Raw genomic sequence first — 14695 nt, forward strand, 5'->3', positions numbered from 1 at the left:
TTGATGCGGTAAATTACAGCACATTGTCCAGCCAAGAACAACTTTGTCCAAGACACAAACCGAACAACGCGCGTCCGATGCGACGCTGACCGAGGCGCCGCCCCCAGCGGATGCGCCCGGCCTGGGCATCGCGGCGGTCGAGCGCGACACCGGCCTGTCGAAGGACCTGCTGCGGGTGTGGGAGCGGCGCTATGGCTTCCCGCAGCCGCAGCGCGACGCCCAGGGCGAGCGCCTGTACCCGGCCGACCAGGTGCAGCGCCTGCGGCACATCAAGCGTCTGTTGGACGCCGGGCACCGGCCCAGCCACGTGGTGGCGCTCTCGCCCACGGCCCTGACGCAGCGTCTGCAGGCCATGCAACCCGCCACCGAAGCCACCGCGTCTGCCTCCGACGGCGTGGGTCCGGCGTTCTTGGACAGCCTGCTCGCCCCCCTGCACAACCACCAGCTGTACGCGCTGCAAGAAGGCCTGCAAACCCAGTTGCTCAAGCGCGGCCTCGGGCCCTACGTGATCGAGGTGCTGGCCCCGCTGATCGGCCGGGTCGGCCACCTGTGGACCCAGGGTCGGGTGCAGATTTACGAAGAGCACCTGTTCACCGAGGTCGTGCAGCAGCAATTGCACCGGGCCATTGCCATGCTGCCCGGGCACGAACGCCAGGACCGGCCGCGCGTGTTGCTCAGCACCACGCCGGGCGAAGAACACGGCCTGGGCCTGCTGATGGCCCACGCGCTGTTGGCCTTGTCGGGGTGTCAATGCATCTCCTTGGGCTTGCAGACCCCCTTGGACGAAATGGTGGCCGCGGTGCACAGCCAGCGCGCCGACGTGCTGGCCTTGAGCTTTTCCAGTTACGCCTCGATGGCCTCGGTGGATGCAGCCTTGTCGCATTTGGTGGTCGCGCTGCCGGGGGCGGTGGAGGTGTGGGTCGGCGGCCAATCGGCGGCCGTGCGCCGGCTGAGCGATCGCCCGGGGCGCCTGCGCGTGCTGCAGGGCCTGGCCCAGTTGGACGATGCGGTGCGCATCTGGCGCGCCGCGCAGCGCGTATAGGCCCCAAAGCCGGACCCGCCCCGAGGCGAAGGGCCTCGGGCCACAATCGACGCACCTTTTCTTGCCCCACCCCCCATGCTGTACCCCGAGCTCTTCCGCCAACTCGAAGCCGTTCGCTGGAACATGGAGCGCGACATCCCCTGGGACCGCTTCGACCCCAGCCTGCTGACGGACGAGCAGGCCAAGACCATCAAGATGAACGCCATCACCGAGTGGGCGGCGCTGCCGGCCACCGAGATGTTCTTGCGCGACAACCGCGACGACAGCGACTTCAGCGCCTTCATGTCGGTGTGGTTCTTCGAAGAGCAGAAGCACAGCCTGGTGCTGATGGAGTACCTGCGCCGCTTCCGCCCCGACCTGGTGCCCACCGAGCAAGAACTGCACGAGGTGCGCTTCGAGTTCGACCCCGCGCCCGCGCTCGAAACGCTGATGTTGCACTTCTGCGGCGAGATCCGCCTCAACCACTGGTACCGCCGTGCGGCCGAGTGGCACACCGAGCCGGTCATCAAGGCCATCTACGAAACCCTGGCCCGCGACGAAGCCCGCCACGGGGGTGCCTACCTGCGCTACATGAAGCAGGCCCTCACCCGCTTTGGCGACGAGGCCCGCGCTGCGTTCAGCAAGGTGGGCGTGCTCATGGCCAGCGCCCGCCGCACGGCCCAGGCCCTGCACCCCACCAACCTGCACGTGAACGCCAAACTGTTCCCGCGCGACACGGTGCAAAGCCGCCTGCCCGATCCGGCCTGGCTCGAAGCCTGGCTGGACAAGCAAATCCAGTTCGACGCCGTGTGGGAGAACAAAGTCGTCGAGCGCATCCTGCACAACCTCAGCCTGCTGATGGAGCGCAGCTTCGCCAGCGTGCAGGAACTCAACCGCTTCCGCAAGGAAGTCAGCGCCAAGCTGGCTCAGGCGCCTACGCCCCCCATGGCCTCGGCCTGAGTTCCGCCCGCCCATTGAAAAAGCCCGGCCAAGCCGGGCTTTTTGTTGGGCCACTGCACCTCAGCCGTTGCTGCGGCGCTTGACGATCAGCAGGTACACGGCCAACGCGGTCAAAGCCAAACCGGCGGCGAACTGCTGCGTCGCCAGGTCGGCACCCACTTCGGCAAAGAATGCCGCCGGCTGCATCGGCTCCAGGCCCGTGCCGTTCAACTTGACCTGCGGCACGTTCAAGGTGGCGAAGACCCGCACCACTCCGTCCAAGGGCGTGCCCACCAACTCGGACCAGCGCCCCACGAAGTCCCGCACCGGCCCCTTCGTTTGCGGCAGGTGGGCCAAGAGCATGCCCACCACGACCAACAGCGGCAGCGCCAAGCGCTTCACCCAGGCGCTGGCCGCCATCAGCGTGAAGACGACCGGGGCCAGCCACACCGCAGCCAGGACCAACGCCACGGCGCCCAGCGCCGCCTGCAGCGCCACCCGGCCCAGCAAGGTGCCCCAGTCGACGGCGCCCAGCGTGGCGAAGCCTTGCCACTTGACGAGCATCAGCGGCATCGTCACCAGGCCCAGGGCCAGGCCCAGCACCATGGCCCCCAAGGGGAACAACAGGCCGTGCATCGCGTACTGCGCGCCGTAGTGCTCGCCGTGGGTGCTGGGCAGCGACAACCAGAATTCGATCGAGCGATCCTGCACGTCGCGCCGTGCCAGGCCCGTGGCGGTGAACAGGGTCGTCAACCAGGCCATGCAGGCCGTGGTGAGCGCCGTGATGCACACGATGGCCACCGCGACCAGGGTCACGGGCAACTCATGGGGCAGCTTCACCTCGCCAAACGGAAGCACCAGCAGCACCAAGGCCGGCAAGCTGCCCACGGCCACCAGCCAGGTCCAGCGGTTTTGCAGCCACTCGCGCAGCATCAGGGTCTTGAATCGCGTTGCGTTGAACATGCTCGTTCTCCTTCAGGCGCGGGGGGCCAGTTCGGGCTTGCGCGTCAGCGCCACGAACAGGTCCACCAAACTCGGGCGGAAGCGCTGGCCCAGCGCCTCCAGGTGCGGGGGCGGCGCGCCGTCGAACAGCGCCGCCGGCTTGCCGCCCATCGAGCGGTAGCGCAGCAGCGGGTGCGCGGCGGCCACCGCGTCAGCGGCCTCGGCGTCGTGGCTCAGCGCGTAGAAGCGGCTTTCCATCGCCTCTAGGCTCAGGTTCAGCACCAGCTTGCCCTCGTCCATCATCAGCACGTCGGTCAGCAGGGCTTCGATTTCCTCGACCTGGTGCGTGCTGATGAGCACGCTGCGCTCGCCGTCGCACCACTCGTCGATCAGCATCTCGTAGAAGCCTTTGCGGCTGATCACGTCCAGGCCCAACGTGGGCTCGTCCAAGATCATCAGCTTGGCGTCGATGGCGGCGATCAGCGCCAGGTGCACCTGCACGACCATGCCCTTGCTCAGGCTCTTGACCTTGTCGTTCAGGCCCACGCTCGTGCGGCGCAGCAATTGCCGGGCGCGCTCGGCGCTAAAGCGCGGTTGCAGGCCGGCCATCAGGGCGATGAGCTCGTGCACCCGGGCCCAGCGCGGCAACACCGCCACGTCGGGGATGTAGCTCAGCTCGGTCAGCAGGTCGGCCCGGTCGACGACAGGGTTGCGTCCCAGCACGGTCAGGCTGCCTTCCACGCCCTTGAGCCCCACCAGGGCCTTCATCAGGCTGGTTTTGCCGGCGCCGTTGTGGCCCAAAAGGCCCACCACGCGGCCCTTGGGCAGTTCGAATGACACGCGGTCCACCGCCGTCTTGCTGCGCCCGTATCGCAGCGTCACTTCGCGGGCTTCGATCAAGTTCATCAGTGGCTCTCCCAGTTCAAATCCTTGGCGCTCAGGCCCATGCGGCGCAGGCGCTCGCGCAACACCGGCCACTCGTCGCGCAAGAAGGCGTCGCGCTCGCTGGTCATCAAACGCTGTCGGGCGCCTTCGGTCACGTACATGCCCAAGCCCCGGCGTGGCTCCAGAAAGCCCTCGTCAACCAGGCTTTGCAGCGCCCGACTCACCGTCAGCGGGTTGATCAGGTACTGCTGGGCCAGCGTGCGCACCGAGGGCATGGGCTGCCCCTCGGGGGGATCGCCGTCCAGCAACTGGCCGGCCAACTGCTGGGCCAGCTGCCTGTAGATCGGCGCGGTGTCGTTCCAAGGGTTGTGCATCTCAATCCCTCCGGCATGGGTGTGTTGGTGATGTAGCACACTATGCCGGACACCCTCCCCCGGCCCAAGCCGGGCGCGACGCGCCGACCTTGCCGCGGGACGAACTGCAGTCAACGCGGACGAACCGAAAAGCCAGCGCCACTGCCAGACAATGGCGCCATGCGCGCAATGCCCACCCTGTCGACCGAGCGTCCCACTGCCTTGTGGCGGCTCTGGCGCTGGGTTGGCAGCGTGCTGGCTCTCCTGTGTGCCAGTGCGCAAGCAGCGGAAGCGCCGGTCACCCTGCATTACGTCCAGCGTCCGCCCTACATGATGGCCCAGGGCGAAGGGCTCGTCGGGCTGACGGGCGGCCCGTCCTACCAAGCCTTCAAGGCGGCCAGGGTGCCGGTGCAGGTCCAAGAGACGCCGTTCGCGCGCCAGTTGCTCTACCTGAAGAACAACGGCGGCCTGGACTGCATGATCGGCATGTTCTGGAAGGCCGAGCGCGCGGCCTTTGCGCGCTACAGCAAGCCCATTTACCAAGACCAACCGCAGTTGATCCTCACGAGCGCCGACCAAGCGCGGCGCTTCGAGCCCATCGGCACGGTCGAAGCGCTGTTCAGCGACAAATCGCTGCGACTGCTGGTGAAGCTCGGCTACTCCTACGGCGGTCCGCTTGACGCCCTGATCGAGCGGCTGCAGCCCACGCGGCGGGCCACGCCGGACGAAAACTTGCACATGGTGCGCCAGATCAAGCTGGGCATGGCCGACTACATGTTGATGGCGCCCGAAGAGGCCGCCGTCGCCATCGAGGCCGCCGGTTACGCACGCAGCGACTTCGCCCTGATTCGGTTCAAGTCCATGCCGCCGGGCGAGCCGCGCCACCTGCTGTGCAGCCAGCGCGTGCCCGAAGACGTCATGCGGCGCCTGGACGCCGCCATCAAGAAGGCCGGCGACACCGAGCGCGGCGCCAGCGCCTTGCCCTGAGCCGGATGGCGCCCGCACTTGCCCCCAGCGCCTGTGGACAACACCGTGGACGGTGCGGGGTCGGGCGCGCCAAGTGCTTGATCCGCCTCGGCGCGACTGCCACTGCCTCGAAATGCGGCAAGGTCCGGGTCGGTGAGCATGCGCCAGGGGCTTTCGCCCCGTTGCCCTCTTGTTGGGAAACCTGCCCATGAACGCTCCCACGCCCTTTCGCACCTCCGCCAGCCTGGGTGCCGCATTGCTGCTGTGCGCCGCAGCCGTGGCCCACGCGGCCGAGCCCGTGGGCGAGGTGTCCACCGCCTTCAAAATCATCGGTCCGAACCACAAGGTGGTGGTGGAGGCCTACGACGACCCCAAGGTCAGCGGCGTTACCTGCTACGTGAGCCGCGCCAAAACGGGCGGGCTGTCGGGCGCCTTCGGCCTGGCCGAAGACAAGGCCGAGGCCTCCATCGCCTGCCGGCAAGTGGGCGACATCGCCTTCCCCCAAGGGGCGCTGCCGACCCAGGAGGAGGTCTTCAGCGAGCGCGCGTCGATCCTGTTCAAGCGCCTGCGGGTGGTGCGCATGGTGGATGCGCGGCGCAACACCCTGGTCTACCTGACCTACACCGACCGGTTGATCGATGGCAGCCCTCAGAACAGCGTGACCGCGGTGCCCGTGCCGCGCACCACCGCCATCCCCAAGCGCTGAGCCAGCGCCGGCCTTGACCCTGCGCAAGGCCAAGGGCCCCACCGGGGGGCAGCATGGAGACCTCGACCTAGCGAGCGCCCCCATGACCACGACCCTGACCGCCGGCCAACGCGCCTTGATTGAAAACGAACTGCGCGCCCGCGAGCACGCGCTGGAGGCCGAACTCCGCACCCTGGCCGAGCAAGCGGGCGCGGCCAGCGACAGCCGAACCGCCTTGGCCAGTCAGTTGCTGAACGACGACCCCGAGGCGGCGCGCGAGCACCCCGACGACCGGGCCGTGATGCTCGCCCGGGCCGACCAACTGCGCCAAGAGCAGGTCACCATTGGCGACGCCCTGCTGGCCTTGCGCCAGGGGCGCCTCGGCACCTGCAGCGCATGCGGGGAGGCCATCGCCTTCGACCGCCTCAAGGCGCAGCCGATGGCCCTACGCTGCTTGCGCTGCCAGGCCTCCGCCGAAACGCGCTGAGCCCCGCCCAGGCCAAGGCCCCGGCCGCTGCGCCAGTGGCATGGGCCCAAGGCACCACCGGCATGTCGCCCCACAGGGCTTCCAGGCGCAAGGCAGGTCCCCAGGGCTGCTCCAGGCCCAGCTTGACCAGCAAGCCCAGGCCGATGGCCGCGCCCCACAGGCGGTCGCGGCCCACGCCGTGCGCGACCAAGTCCAACACGAGCACCGCCACGCCAGCGTGCAGCCAGCCCGACAGACCGGCCACCTCCTGCAGGTCGGGCTTCAGCCACAGGCCGGCTTGCGCCAGAGGCAGGGCCAAGGCCCAAGCGCGGGCGGCGTCCCAGCCCATGCCCGCGCGCGCGCCCACGAAGGCCAGCACCAGTGCGCCGGCTCCGTTGGCCAGCGCGTGAAGCCCGTTCCAATGCACCAAGGCACCGCTCATCCACCGCCAGGGTTCTGCCGCCAGCGCCGCGCGCTGCCAGGCCCAGCGCTCGGGGTCGAGGCCCGCGGCGAACGCCGCGCATGCCACCGCGGCCAAGGCCACGGCGCCGCCCCCCCAGGCGCGGCCTGAACGCGCGATCACGCGGCCGCAGGCGCTGGGAACACCGCCCCCCACAGGGCCAGGACGGCGCGTCGGTGGGCGTCCAGCTCGCCCAAGTCCTCGTCGGGCACTTGGGTGGACTGCTCGTCCAGGCGCAGGCGGTGCTGGCGGTGGCGCAGGGCCCGGTAGGCGTCGGCCGCGGACTGGCCGATACCGGGACGCAGCAGGCCGTCGCGCTCGGCGCGTTTGAGCAAGGCGATGACCCCGAGGTTGGCCATCAGCTCCGGGTGCACGGCGCTGTGGGTCAGCTGCAAGGCTTGCAAGGCGAACTCGGCGTCCAGCATGCCGCCAGGGCTGTGCTTCAAGTCGAAGCGACCGGCGCGCACAGGGTGGGCGGCGCGCAGCTTTTCGCGCATGGCCAGCACCTCGGCCTTGAGCGCCGACGGGCTGCGCGGCGCGCTCATCACCGATTCGCGCACGGCGTCGAACGGGGCCTGCAAGGCCGGGTCGCCCGCGCACCAGCGTGCCCGCGTGATGGCCTGGTGCTCCCAGGTCCAGGCCGTGTTGCTGCCACGCCCCTCTTGGTACGCGGCAAAGCTCTTGAGGCTGCTCACGAGCAGGCCGCTGCTGCCGTTGGGGCGCAAGGCCGTGTCGATGTCGAACAAGCCCCCGGCTCGGGTCTGCAGGGTCAGCCAGGGCACGAGCTTGCGCACGAAGGCGCTGTAGGCCTCGAGCGCGCGCTCGTCGTCGTCGTCGAACAGAAAGACCAGGTCGAGGTCGGAGCCGTAGCCCAGCTCCTTGCCGCCGAGCTTGCCGTAGGCGATGGCGGCAAAGCGCGGCGTGGCGCGGTGCGCCTTGCCCGCCTTGAACTGCCGCGCCCAGGCCCAATCGATGGCGGTTTGCAGCAGGGCGTCGGCCAGCAGGCTCAGGTCGTCGGCGACCTGTTCGACCGTGATGACTCCCTCGACGTCGCGCACCAAGGTGCGGAACACCTCGGCATGGTGGGCGCGGCGCAGGGCGTCCAGCAGGGCTTCTTCGTCCAGGTCTTCGCCCGAGCGGACCCAGGCGGCATGGCGCTCGGCCAGCTCTTGGCGGAAGGTGATGGGGTCGAAGCGTTCTTGCAGCAGGCGCTCGTCGGCCAGCTCGTCGATGACGCCCGGATGCTGCATCAGGTAGCGCATGGGCCAGCGCGCCAGGCCCAGGAGGCGCAGGAGGCGGGTCAGCACGCGCGGGCGTTCGGCCAGCAGGGCCAGGTAGGCGTCTCGGCGCAGCAAGGGCTCAAGCCAATCCACGAAGCGGGCCCCCGCCTCGTCGCTGCAATCGCCGCGGCGCACGGCCTGGGCCGCGCGCTCGAACAGCTTGGCCAGGCGCAGCTTGGCCTCTTCTTTCAGGCCTTGCACCCGGGGGCGCTGGGCAAAAGCCGCCACCGCCCGGCCCAACTGCTCGGGCAACTGCGCGGCGAAGGCCTCGCTGTCCAGCGCCAAGGGGGCCGTGCCACAGCCCTTGCAGCCGCCGGGCGCGGCGTCGCGGGGGCTGCCGTCGTGCAGCAGCGCGTCGAACTCGGCGGCCACGCGCTCGCGGATTTCGAGCAGGCGCTCCATGAGCTCGCAGGCCTCGGGCTTGCAGACCAGGCCCAGGCTTTGCGCGATCCACTTGAGGTCGGCGTCGTCGGCCGGCAGCACGTGGGTTTGCTGGTCGTCGAGGTACTGGATCCGGTGCTCGATGTGCCGCAGCAGCTCGTAGGCCTCGGCCAGGGCCTGCGCGGTCTCCGGGCTCATCAGCCCCGCCGCGGCCAAGCGGGTGAGCGCCTTGAGCGTGGAGCGGGTGCGGATTTCGGGGAACTGTCCCCCGCGCACCACCTGCAGCAGCTGCACGGTGAACTCGATCTCACGGATGCCGCCCCGGCTGAGCTTGACGTCGTTGGCACGCTCCGGCCGCCCGGCGGCGCGGCGCTGGGCTTCGTCGCGGATCTTGCGGTGCAGCTGTCGCAGGCTCTCGAACACCGAGTAGTCGAGGTAGCGCCGGTACACGAAGGGCGTGACGAGGCTGCGCAACTGCAGCGCCCGCTGCAAGCTGGCCGGGTCGCGCGGGGCCACCACGCGGCTCTTCAGCCAGGCCAGGCGCTCCCACTCGCGGCCCTGCACCAGAAAGTAGGTTTCGAGGGCGGCCAAGCTGACCGCGGGCGCGCCGCTGTTCCCGTTCGGCCGCAGCGCCAGGTCCATGCGAAAGACCTGGCCTTCGTCCGTGACGTCCCCGATCAGGGTGTGCAGGCGCTTGGCCAAGCGCCCGAAGTACTCGGCCGCGGCCAGCGGCATGGGGCCGTCGCTGTCGCCGTCTTCTTCGTACACGTAGATGAGGTCGATGTCCGAGGACACGTTGAGCTCGCGCGCGCCCAGCTTGCCCATGCCCAGGACCCAAAAGTCGACCGGCTGGCCGTCGGCGTTGCGCACCACGCCATGGCGTTCGCGCAACTCCGCGTGGCCGGCGGCCAGGGCCAGGTCGAGGCTGACCTCGGCCCAGTCGGTCATGGCCCCGGTCACCACCGACAAAGGCACGCGCTGCTCCACGTCCAGCACCGCGAGGCGTTCGATCAAGAGCTGACGCGCCACGCGCAGCGCGGCCCCCAGCTCTCGCCCGGAGGCCTGCAACTCGGCCACCAAGCCCCTCAGGGTGTCGGGCGTCGGGGCCCCGGGGGGCAAGCGATCCAGGTCGGCGGCGTAACGCCGGCGCACCCGCTGCACGAATCGGCTGTGGGCGGCGCTGGCGTGATGCAACACCGCGTCATCGACCGTCACTGGCGTCGCGTTCATCGACACCCCCTACGATCCGCCCCGCTCACCCCTGTCGCCTTTGCCACGCTTTGGCGGCTGCCCATTCCGCGTTCATGTCGTCTTTCCCGTCCCAACTGGCTGCGGCCTGCCACCGGCCCCTGCGATGGCTGCGCCGCGCGCTGCGCTGGCTGCTGCTGGGGGTGGCGGGCCTGTGGCTGGTGTTGCTCAGCTTGTGGCTGGTGCTGCATTGGGCGATTCTGCCGAACGTCGACCGTTGGCGACCGGAGCTGGAAGCGCGCGCCTCACAGTGGACAGGGTCTTCCGTGCGCATCGGCAGCCTCAGCGTGCGCACCAGCGGTTGGATGCCGGTCTTGGAATTGCGCGACGTGCGCCTGCTCGACGGCCAAGGCCAGACGGCTGTTGCCTTGCCGCAGGTGACGGCGGCCCTGTCGGCCCGCAGCTTCTTGGCCTTGGTGCCCCGGCTGGAACAGCTGTACCTGCACGAACCGGTGCTGGCCCTGCGGATGGACGCCCAGGGGCAGTTGTGGGTCGGCGGCCAGCCCCTGCGCCAAGGCGGCGACAGCACCGCCCTGACCGACTGGCTGTTCAGCCAGCACGAGGTGGCGATCAAGGGGGGCACGCTCACCTGGATCGACGAGCGCCGGCCCGACGCCCAGCCCCTGGCCCTCACGGCCGTGGACGCGCTGCTGCGCAACGGCCTGCGCCGGCACGAAGTGCGCCTGGACGCCACACCCCCCGCCGCCTGGGGCGAGCGCTTCAGCCTGCGTGCCCGCCTGACCCAACCCCTGCTGGCGCGGGCGGGCGACTGGCGGCGCTGGAGCGGCCTGCTTTACGCCGACTTGCCGCAGGCCGACTTGGCCGCCTGGCGGCAGCAGGTCACCCTCCCCCTGGCCCTGACCCAAGGCGCCGGCCGCCTGCGCGCCTGGATCGACGTCGACAAGGGCCGCACCCGTGCCGTCAACGCCGACCTGGCCCTGACCGGCGTGGACCTGCGCTTGGCCGAGGCGGACGAGCGGCTGCGCTTGCCCTCGTTGCAAGCCCGCCTGAGTTGGCAGGCGCTGCCCGAGGGCTCGCGCTGGCAGGCCAAGGGGCTGCAATTCACCCTGGGGGGCGAGCGGCCGGTGCACTGGCCCACCAGCCAGCTGACCCTGAGCCTGCGACACGCCGAGGCCGGCGGCCCCTGGTTGCCCGGACCGCTGGTGGGCGGGCGTCTGCAGGCGGACCGCCTGGACCTGGCGCTGCTGGCGCAACTGGGCCGGGCACTGCCCGTGGGGGAGACCCTGCACGAGGCGCTGAGCACTCGGCAGCCGCAAGGGGTGGTCAGCAGCCTGGACGCGGAGTGGACTGGGGCCATGAGCGGCCGCCAACTGCCACCCACGTGGCGCGTCACCGCCTCAGCCCAAGACCTGGCGCTGCGGGCCCTGCCTGCGCCGGAAGCCAGCACCGAGCACCCGCACCCGCTGGGGCAACCGGGCTGGCAAGGTGCCGCGCTGAGCCTGAGCGCCACCCAACAAGGCGGCGAAGCGCGCCTGACCCTGCGCCAAGGCAGCGTCACCTGGCCCGGCCTGCTGAGCGTCGACCGACTGCCCGTGCCCGAGGCCGACCTGCCCCTGCAATGGCGACGGGAGGAGAACGGCTGGCGCGTCCAACTCAAACCCGCCACCCTGCACACCGACGACGCGGAACTCAAGCTATCCGGTCAGTGGCGCAGCCTGCCGGGCCACCCGAGCGGCCACTTGCAGTTGCAAGCCAGCGCCCCCAAGCTGGAGGCACGGGCCGTTGCCAAGTACTTGCCGGCCACGCTGCCGGCCACGCGCCAGTACTTGGCCGACTCCCTGCTGGCCGGGCAGGCCCGAGGCTTGCAACTCAAGCTGGATGGCCCCTTGCACGCCTTCCCCTTCCCCACCCCGCCCAAGGGCCAAGCCGAAGGCGTTTTCCGCGTGACGGCCCGCGCCGACAAGGTGCGCTACGCCTTCGTGCCCAGCCACCCGGCCGACGACACGCGCGCCGCCTATGCCTCGCCGTGGCCGGCCCTGGCCGAGGTGTCGGGCGATCTTGAGTTCGACGGCCCGGGCATGCTCATCCGCAATGCCAAGGCCCGCGTCGGGGACCTGGAGGCGACCGTGGCAAGGGCGCAAATCAAGGACTTCGCCCACCAAGCCACGCTGCAGTTGGAGGGCCAATGGCGCGGCACGGCGGCCGGCGCCTTGGCCTACGTGCAAAGCACCCCCTTGAACGATTGGACCCGCAGCGCCCTGGCCAAAGCCCGCGCCACCGGCACTGCACAAGGGCGCTTGTCCCTGCAGTTGCCGCTGAACGACCTCGCGCACAGCAAGGTGCAGGGCGATGTGCAACTGAACGGAGGCGATTTGCAAGTGCGCCCCGACCTGCCGACCTTCACCCAACTGCGGGCCAAGTTGGATTACCACCAGGCCGGCTTCACCCTGCAACCCAGCACGGCGCAGTGGCTGGGGGGCGAAGTGCGGGTGGACGGGGGACTCCAAGCCGACGGGGTCGTGCGCTTCAACGCCCAAGGCAGTGCCAGCGCCGAGGGCCTTCGCCAGGCCAGCGAGTGGTCCCCATTGCCCCTGCTGGCCCAGTCGATGGCCGGCACGACCCGCTACAGCGCCCGCCTGCAATGGCGCGGCGACCGCCCCGACCTGGAGGTGCGCAGCAGCCTGCAAGGCCTGACCCTGGCCTTGCCCGACCCTTTGCGCAAACCCGCCGAAGCGAGCTGGCCCCTGCGTGTGGCCGTGCAAGGCGCGGCCAACGGCAAAGACCAACTGAGCCTGGACGTCGGCAGCGTGTTAACCGCCCGTTACGAGCGCCAGGACGAACGACCGGTTCGCGGCGCCATCCGCATCGGCCCGCCGGGGCCCGAAGCGGGGGCGCCCGAGCGCGGCGTCGCCCTGTACTTGAGCCTGCCCCTGCTCGACCTGGATGCCTGGGTTCCCTTGGCAAGGCAGCTGGCCGGCGCAGGTCCAGGGACCCCGGTGGGCAGCGGGTACTTGCCCGATCAGGGCAGTGTGCAAACGCCCACGCTCCGCCTGCTGGGCCGCACTTTGAAGGACGTGGTGGCCGGGGTGTCGGTGAACGCTGGCACGCAGCGCATGAACCTGCAGTCCGATCGCGTGGCTGGCTTCCTGGCATGGACGCCGCAAGCCAACGGCCCCGGCGCCTTGCAGGCCCGCTTGGCGCGGCTGTCCCTGCCCAAGAGCGAAACCGAGCGCGTGGAGCAATGGGTGGACGAGGGCAAGGCCGGCCAATCGGCCTGGCCGTCCGTGGATTTGCAGGTCGAGGATTTCGAGCTGCGCGGCATGCGATTGGGTCGCCTGAACCTGCAGGCCAGCGCCGCCGCCGCCGGTGCCCCCTGGCACATCGACACCCTGCAGCTGCAGCACCCCGATGCGCTGCTCAAGGCCCAGGGGCAATGGATCCCCGCGCGCAAGCGCACGGAGCTGGCCTGGAGCCTGGCCCTGAGCAACAGCGGGCGCTTCCTGGACGCTGTGGGCTATCCCGGCACCGTGCGAGGCGGCAAGGGCGAGCTCAAAGGGCAATTGGGGTGGCCCGGCAGCCCACTGAGTCCCGAGCCGGCCCAACTGGACGGCCAATTCAGCATCGCCTTGGGCAGCGGCCAATTCCTCAAGGCCGAACCCGGCATGGCGCGCTTGCTGGGCGTGCTCAGCCTGCAGTCCCTGCCCCGGCGCCTGCTGTTCGACTGGCGCGATGTGTTCAGCGACGGCTTCTCGTTCGACGACTTCAGCGGCGACGTGCACATCGAGCACGGCGTGGCCCGCAGCCGCAACCTGCGCATGGGCGGCGTGCACGCCAGCGTGCTGATGGACGGCAGCGCCGACCTGGCAGCCCAAACCACGGACCTGCGGGTGCTCATCGTGCCTGAGGTGAATGCAGGGGGCGCCTCCCTGGCTTACGCCGCCATCAACCCGGCCGTGGGATTGAGCACCTTCCTGGCCCAGTTGCTGCTGCGCAAGCCCATCGCAGCGGCCAACACCACGCACTTCCTGGTCACTGGCCCGTGGTCGGCGCCCCAGGTTGACAAGGTGGAAAAACCCCTGACCCCCGCCAGTGCCCCTGCGCCGGCCCCTTCGGCCTCTGACCCGGTGTCCGCCCCATGACCTCTGCCGCCCCCAGCCCCCTGCGCATCGCCGCCGTCCAACTCGTCAGCGGCATGGACGTGGCCGAGAACTTGGCCCGCGCCGAACGCTGGATCGCCGAGGCCGCCGCGCAAGGCGCCCAGTTCATCGGCCTGCCCGAGTACTTCTGCCTGATGGGCCAGCAGGACGACGACAAGCTGGCCATCGCTGAAGACTTTGCCGCGCAACCCGACGCGCTGGCGCAGCCGCTGCAGCACCGCCTTCAAGCCGCTGCCCGGCGCCACGGCGTGTGGCTGCACGGCGGCACCCTGCCTTTGAAGGCCGCTGGCGGCAAGGTCAGCAACAGCAGCCTGGTCTACGCGCCCGATGGCGCCTTGGCCGCGCGCTACGACAAGGTGCACCTGTTCGCCTTCGACAACGGCCGAGAGCGTTACGACGAAGGCCGCGTGCAAGCCGCCGGCGACACCCCCAGCGCCTTCGACCTGGCGGGATGGCGGGTGGCCTTGTCGGTGTGCTACGACCTGCGCTTTCCCGAGCTGTACCGCCAGCTCGGCCCCAGCTTGATTTGCGCCCCGGCGGCCTTCACGCACACCACCGGCCAGGCCCATTGGCAGCTGCTGCTGCGCGCCCGTGCCGTGGAAAACCTGAGCTACCTGATGGCCCCGGCGCAAGGGGGCATGCACGCCAACGGCCGCCGAACCTGGGGCCACACGACCATCGTGGACCCCTGGGGTGAGGTGCTGGCCGAACTGCCCGAGGGCGAGGGCCTGGCCTTGGCCACGCTCGACCCAGAGCGCTTACGACAGGTTCGCAGCCAGTTGCCGGCCTTGCAGCACCGGCGGTTCTGAGCGCGTTCTTCAGCGGTGCAGTTGGCGCTGAGGGTAGACCGGGTGGCGTGAGGCGTGGAGTTGGGGGCCCAAGAGATGGGGGGAGTCTGGAGCGGGGTTCCTCCTTTTGGGGGGCTTTCTTGGGCATGTGGAGCGCGAGATG

12 protein-coding genes are annotated in these 14695 nt (G+C 70.0%); 7 read left to right on the forward strand and 5 right to left on the reverse strand.

Annotated elements, in window-relative coordinates; genetic code table 11:
* The first annotated feature begins 43 nt into the window (after positions 1-43).
* Both EOD73_RS07880 and EOD73_RS07885 read left to right on the forward strand, forming a co-directional pair.
* A complete protein-coding gene (locus EOD73_RS07880) occupies positions 44-1042 on the forward strand; it encodes a MerR family transcriptional regulator (protein ID WP_127682329.1) in 999 nt (332 codons plus the stop codon).
* A gap of 75 nt (positions 1043-1117) precedes the next feature.
* On the forward strand, positions 1118-1981 hold the full coding sequence (locus EOD73_RS07885) for a ferritin family protein (RefSeq protein WP_127682330.1): 864 nt from the start codon (positions 1118-1120) through the stop codon (positions 1979-1981).
* A gap of 60 nt (positions 1982-2041) precedes the next feature.
* Here EOD73_RS07885 and EOD73_RS07890 read toward each other — a convergent pair whose 3' ends face one another.
* Genes EOD73_RS07890 through EOD73_RS07900 form a run of 3 tightly spaced genes read right to left on the reverse strand, consistent with a single transcriptional unit; the run spans position 2042 to position 4161 of the window.
* Entirely contained in the window at positions 2042-2923 is an 882-nt protein-coding gene (locus tag EOD73_RS07890) for a hypothetical protein (protein WP_127682331.1), read from the reverse strand.
* Positions 2924-2935: 12 nt separating this feature from the next.
* A complete protein-coding gene (locus tag EOD73_RS07895) occupies positions 2936-3808 on the reverse strand; it encodes an ABC transporter ATP-binding protein (protein WP_127682332.1) in 873 nt (290 codons plus the stop codon).
* Complete coding sequence (locus EOD73_RS07900; protein ID WP_127682333.1) at positions 3808-4161, reverse strand: GntR family transcriptional regulator; 354 nt, start codon at positions 4159-4161, stop codon at positions 3808-3810. Before EOD73_RS07900 ends, EOD73_RS07895 begins: the two co-directional genes overlap by 1 nt.
* Positions 4162-4320: 159 nt before the next feature.
* On the opposite strand from EOD73_RS07900, the gene EOD73_RS07905 reads away from it, so the two are divergent.
* The 3 genes from EOD73_RS07905 (at position 4321) to EOD73_RS17745 (ending at position 6278) form a co-directional block, all read left to right on the forward strand.
* The gene (locus EOD73_RS07905; protein WP_164845980.1) at positions 4321-5127 is read left to right on the forward strand and encodes a substrate-binding periplasmic protein; all 807 of its coding nucleotides are present in this window, start codon (positions 4321-4323) and stop codon (positions 5125-5127) included.
* A 187-nt stretch (positions 5128-5314) separates the two neighbouring features.
* The gene (locus EOD73_RS07910) at positions 5315-5812 is read left to right on the forward strand and encodes a CreA family protein (RefSeq protein WP_127682335.1); all 498 of its coding nucleotides are present in this window, start codon (positions 5315-5317) and stop codon (positions 5810-5812) included.
* 82 nt (positions 5813-5894) lie between these two features.
* Positions 5895-6278: a TraR/DksA family transcriptional regulator gene (locus tag EOD73_RS17745; RefSeq protein ID WP_240660627.1), complete on the forward strand. Its 384-nt coding sequence runs from the start codon at positions 5895-5897 to the stop codon at positions 6276-6278.
* Here EOD73_RS17745 and rrtA read toward each other — a convergent pair.
* Positions 6217-6840 carry a rhombosortase gene (gene rrtA / locus EOD73_RS07920; protein ID WP_127682336.1) on the reverse strand — a complete coding sequence of 208 codons (624 nt, stop codon included), beginning with the start codon at positions 6838-6840 and terminating at the stop codon, positions 6217-6219. The genes EOD73_RS17745 and rrtA overlap by 62 nt on opposite strands.
* Complete coding sequence (glnE, locus tag EOD73_RS07925) at positions 6837-9608, reverse strand: bifunctional [glutamate--ammonia ligase]-adenylyl-L-tyrosine phosphorylase/[glutamate--ammonia-ligase] adenylyltransferase (RefSeq protein ID WP_127682337.1); 2772 nt, start codon at positions 9606-9608, stop codon at positions 6837-6839. The genes rrtA and glnE overlap by 4 nt, the downstream gene beginning before the upstream one ends.
* A 74-nt stretch (positions 9609-9682) precedes the next feature.
* Here glnE and EOD73_RS07930 point away from each other — a divergent pair, with 74 nt between their 5' ends.
* Together EOD73_RS07930 and EOD73_RS07935 are read left to right on the forward strand one after the other, a co-directional pair.
* Positions 9683-13726, forward strand: a complete 4044-nt coding sequence (locus EOD73_RS07930; protein WP_127682338.1) for a YhdP family protein — start codon at positions 9683-9685, stop codon at positions 13724-13726.
* Positions 13723-14553, forward strand: coding sequence for a carbon-nitrogen hydrolase family protein (locus tag EOD73_RS07935; protein WP_205702419.1), 831 nt, complete (start codon positions 13723-13725; stop codon positions 14551-14553). Before EOD73_RS07930 ends, EOD73_RS07935 begins: the two co-directional genes overlap by 4 nt.
* Positions 14554-14695: the final 142 nt, after the last annotated feature.

It is taken from the genome of Inhella crocodyli (genome assembly GCF_004004565.1).
Lineage (GTDB): Bacteria > Pseudomonadota > Gammaproteobacteria > Burkholderiales > Burkholderiaceae_C > Inhella > Inhella crocodyli.

Coding starts and splice junctions, on each gene's coding strand:
- EOD73_RS07905 (WP_164845980.1), top strand. CDS start 4,321: ATGCGCGCAATGCCCACCCTGTCGACCGAGCGTCCCACTGCCTTGTGG.
- EOD73_RS07930 (WP_127682338.1), top strand. CDS start 9,683: ATGTCGTCTTTCCCGTCCCAACTGGCTGCGGCCTGCCACCGGCCCCTG.
- EOD73_RS07935 (WP_205702419.1), top strand. CDS start 13,723: ATGACCTCTGCCGCCCCCAGCCCCCTGCGCATCGCCGCCGTCCAACTC.
- EOD73_RS07910 (WP_127682335.1), top strand. CDS start 5,315: ATGAACGCTCCCACGCCCTTTCGCACCTCCGCCAGCCTGGGTGCCGCA.
- EOD73_RS07890 (WP_127682331.1), bottom strand. CDS start 2,923: ATGTTCAACGCAACGCGATTCAAGACCCTGATGCTGCGCGAGTGGCTG.
- EOD73_RS17745 (WP_240660627.1), top strand. CDS start 5,895: ATGACCACGACCCTGACCGCCGGCCAACGCGCCTTGATTGAAAACGAA.
- glnE (WP_127682337.1), bottom strand. CDS start 9,608: ATGAACGCGACGCCAGTGACGGTCGATGACGCGGTGTTGCATCACGCC.
- EOD73_RS07885 (WP_127682330.1), top strand. CDS start 1,118: ATGCTGTACCCCGAGCTCTTCCGCCAACTCGAAGCCGTTCGCTGGAAC.
- EOD73_RS07895 (WP_127682332.1), bottom strand. CDS start 3,808: ATGAACTTGATCGAAGCCCGCGAAGTGACGCTGCGATACGGGCGCAGC.
- EOD73_RS07900 (WP_127682333.1), bottom strand. CDS start 4,161: ATGCACAACCCTTGGAACGACACCGCGCCGATCTACAGGCAGCTGGCC.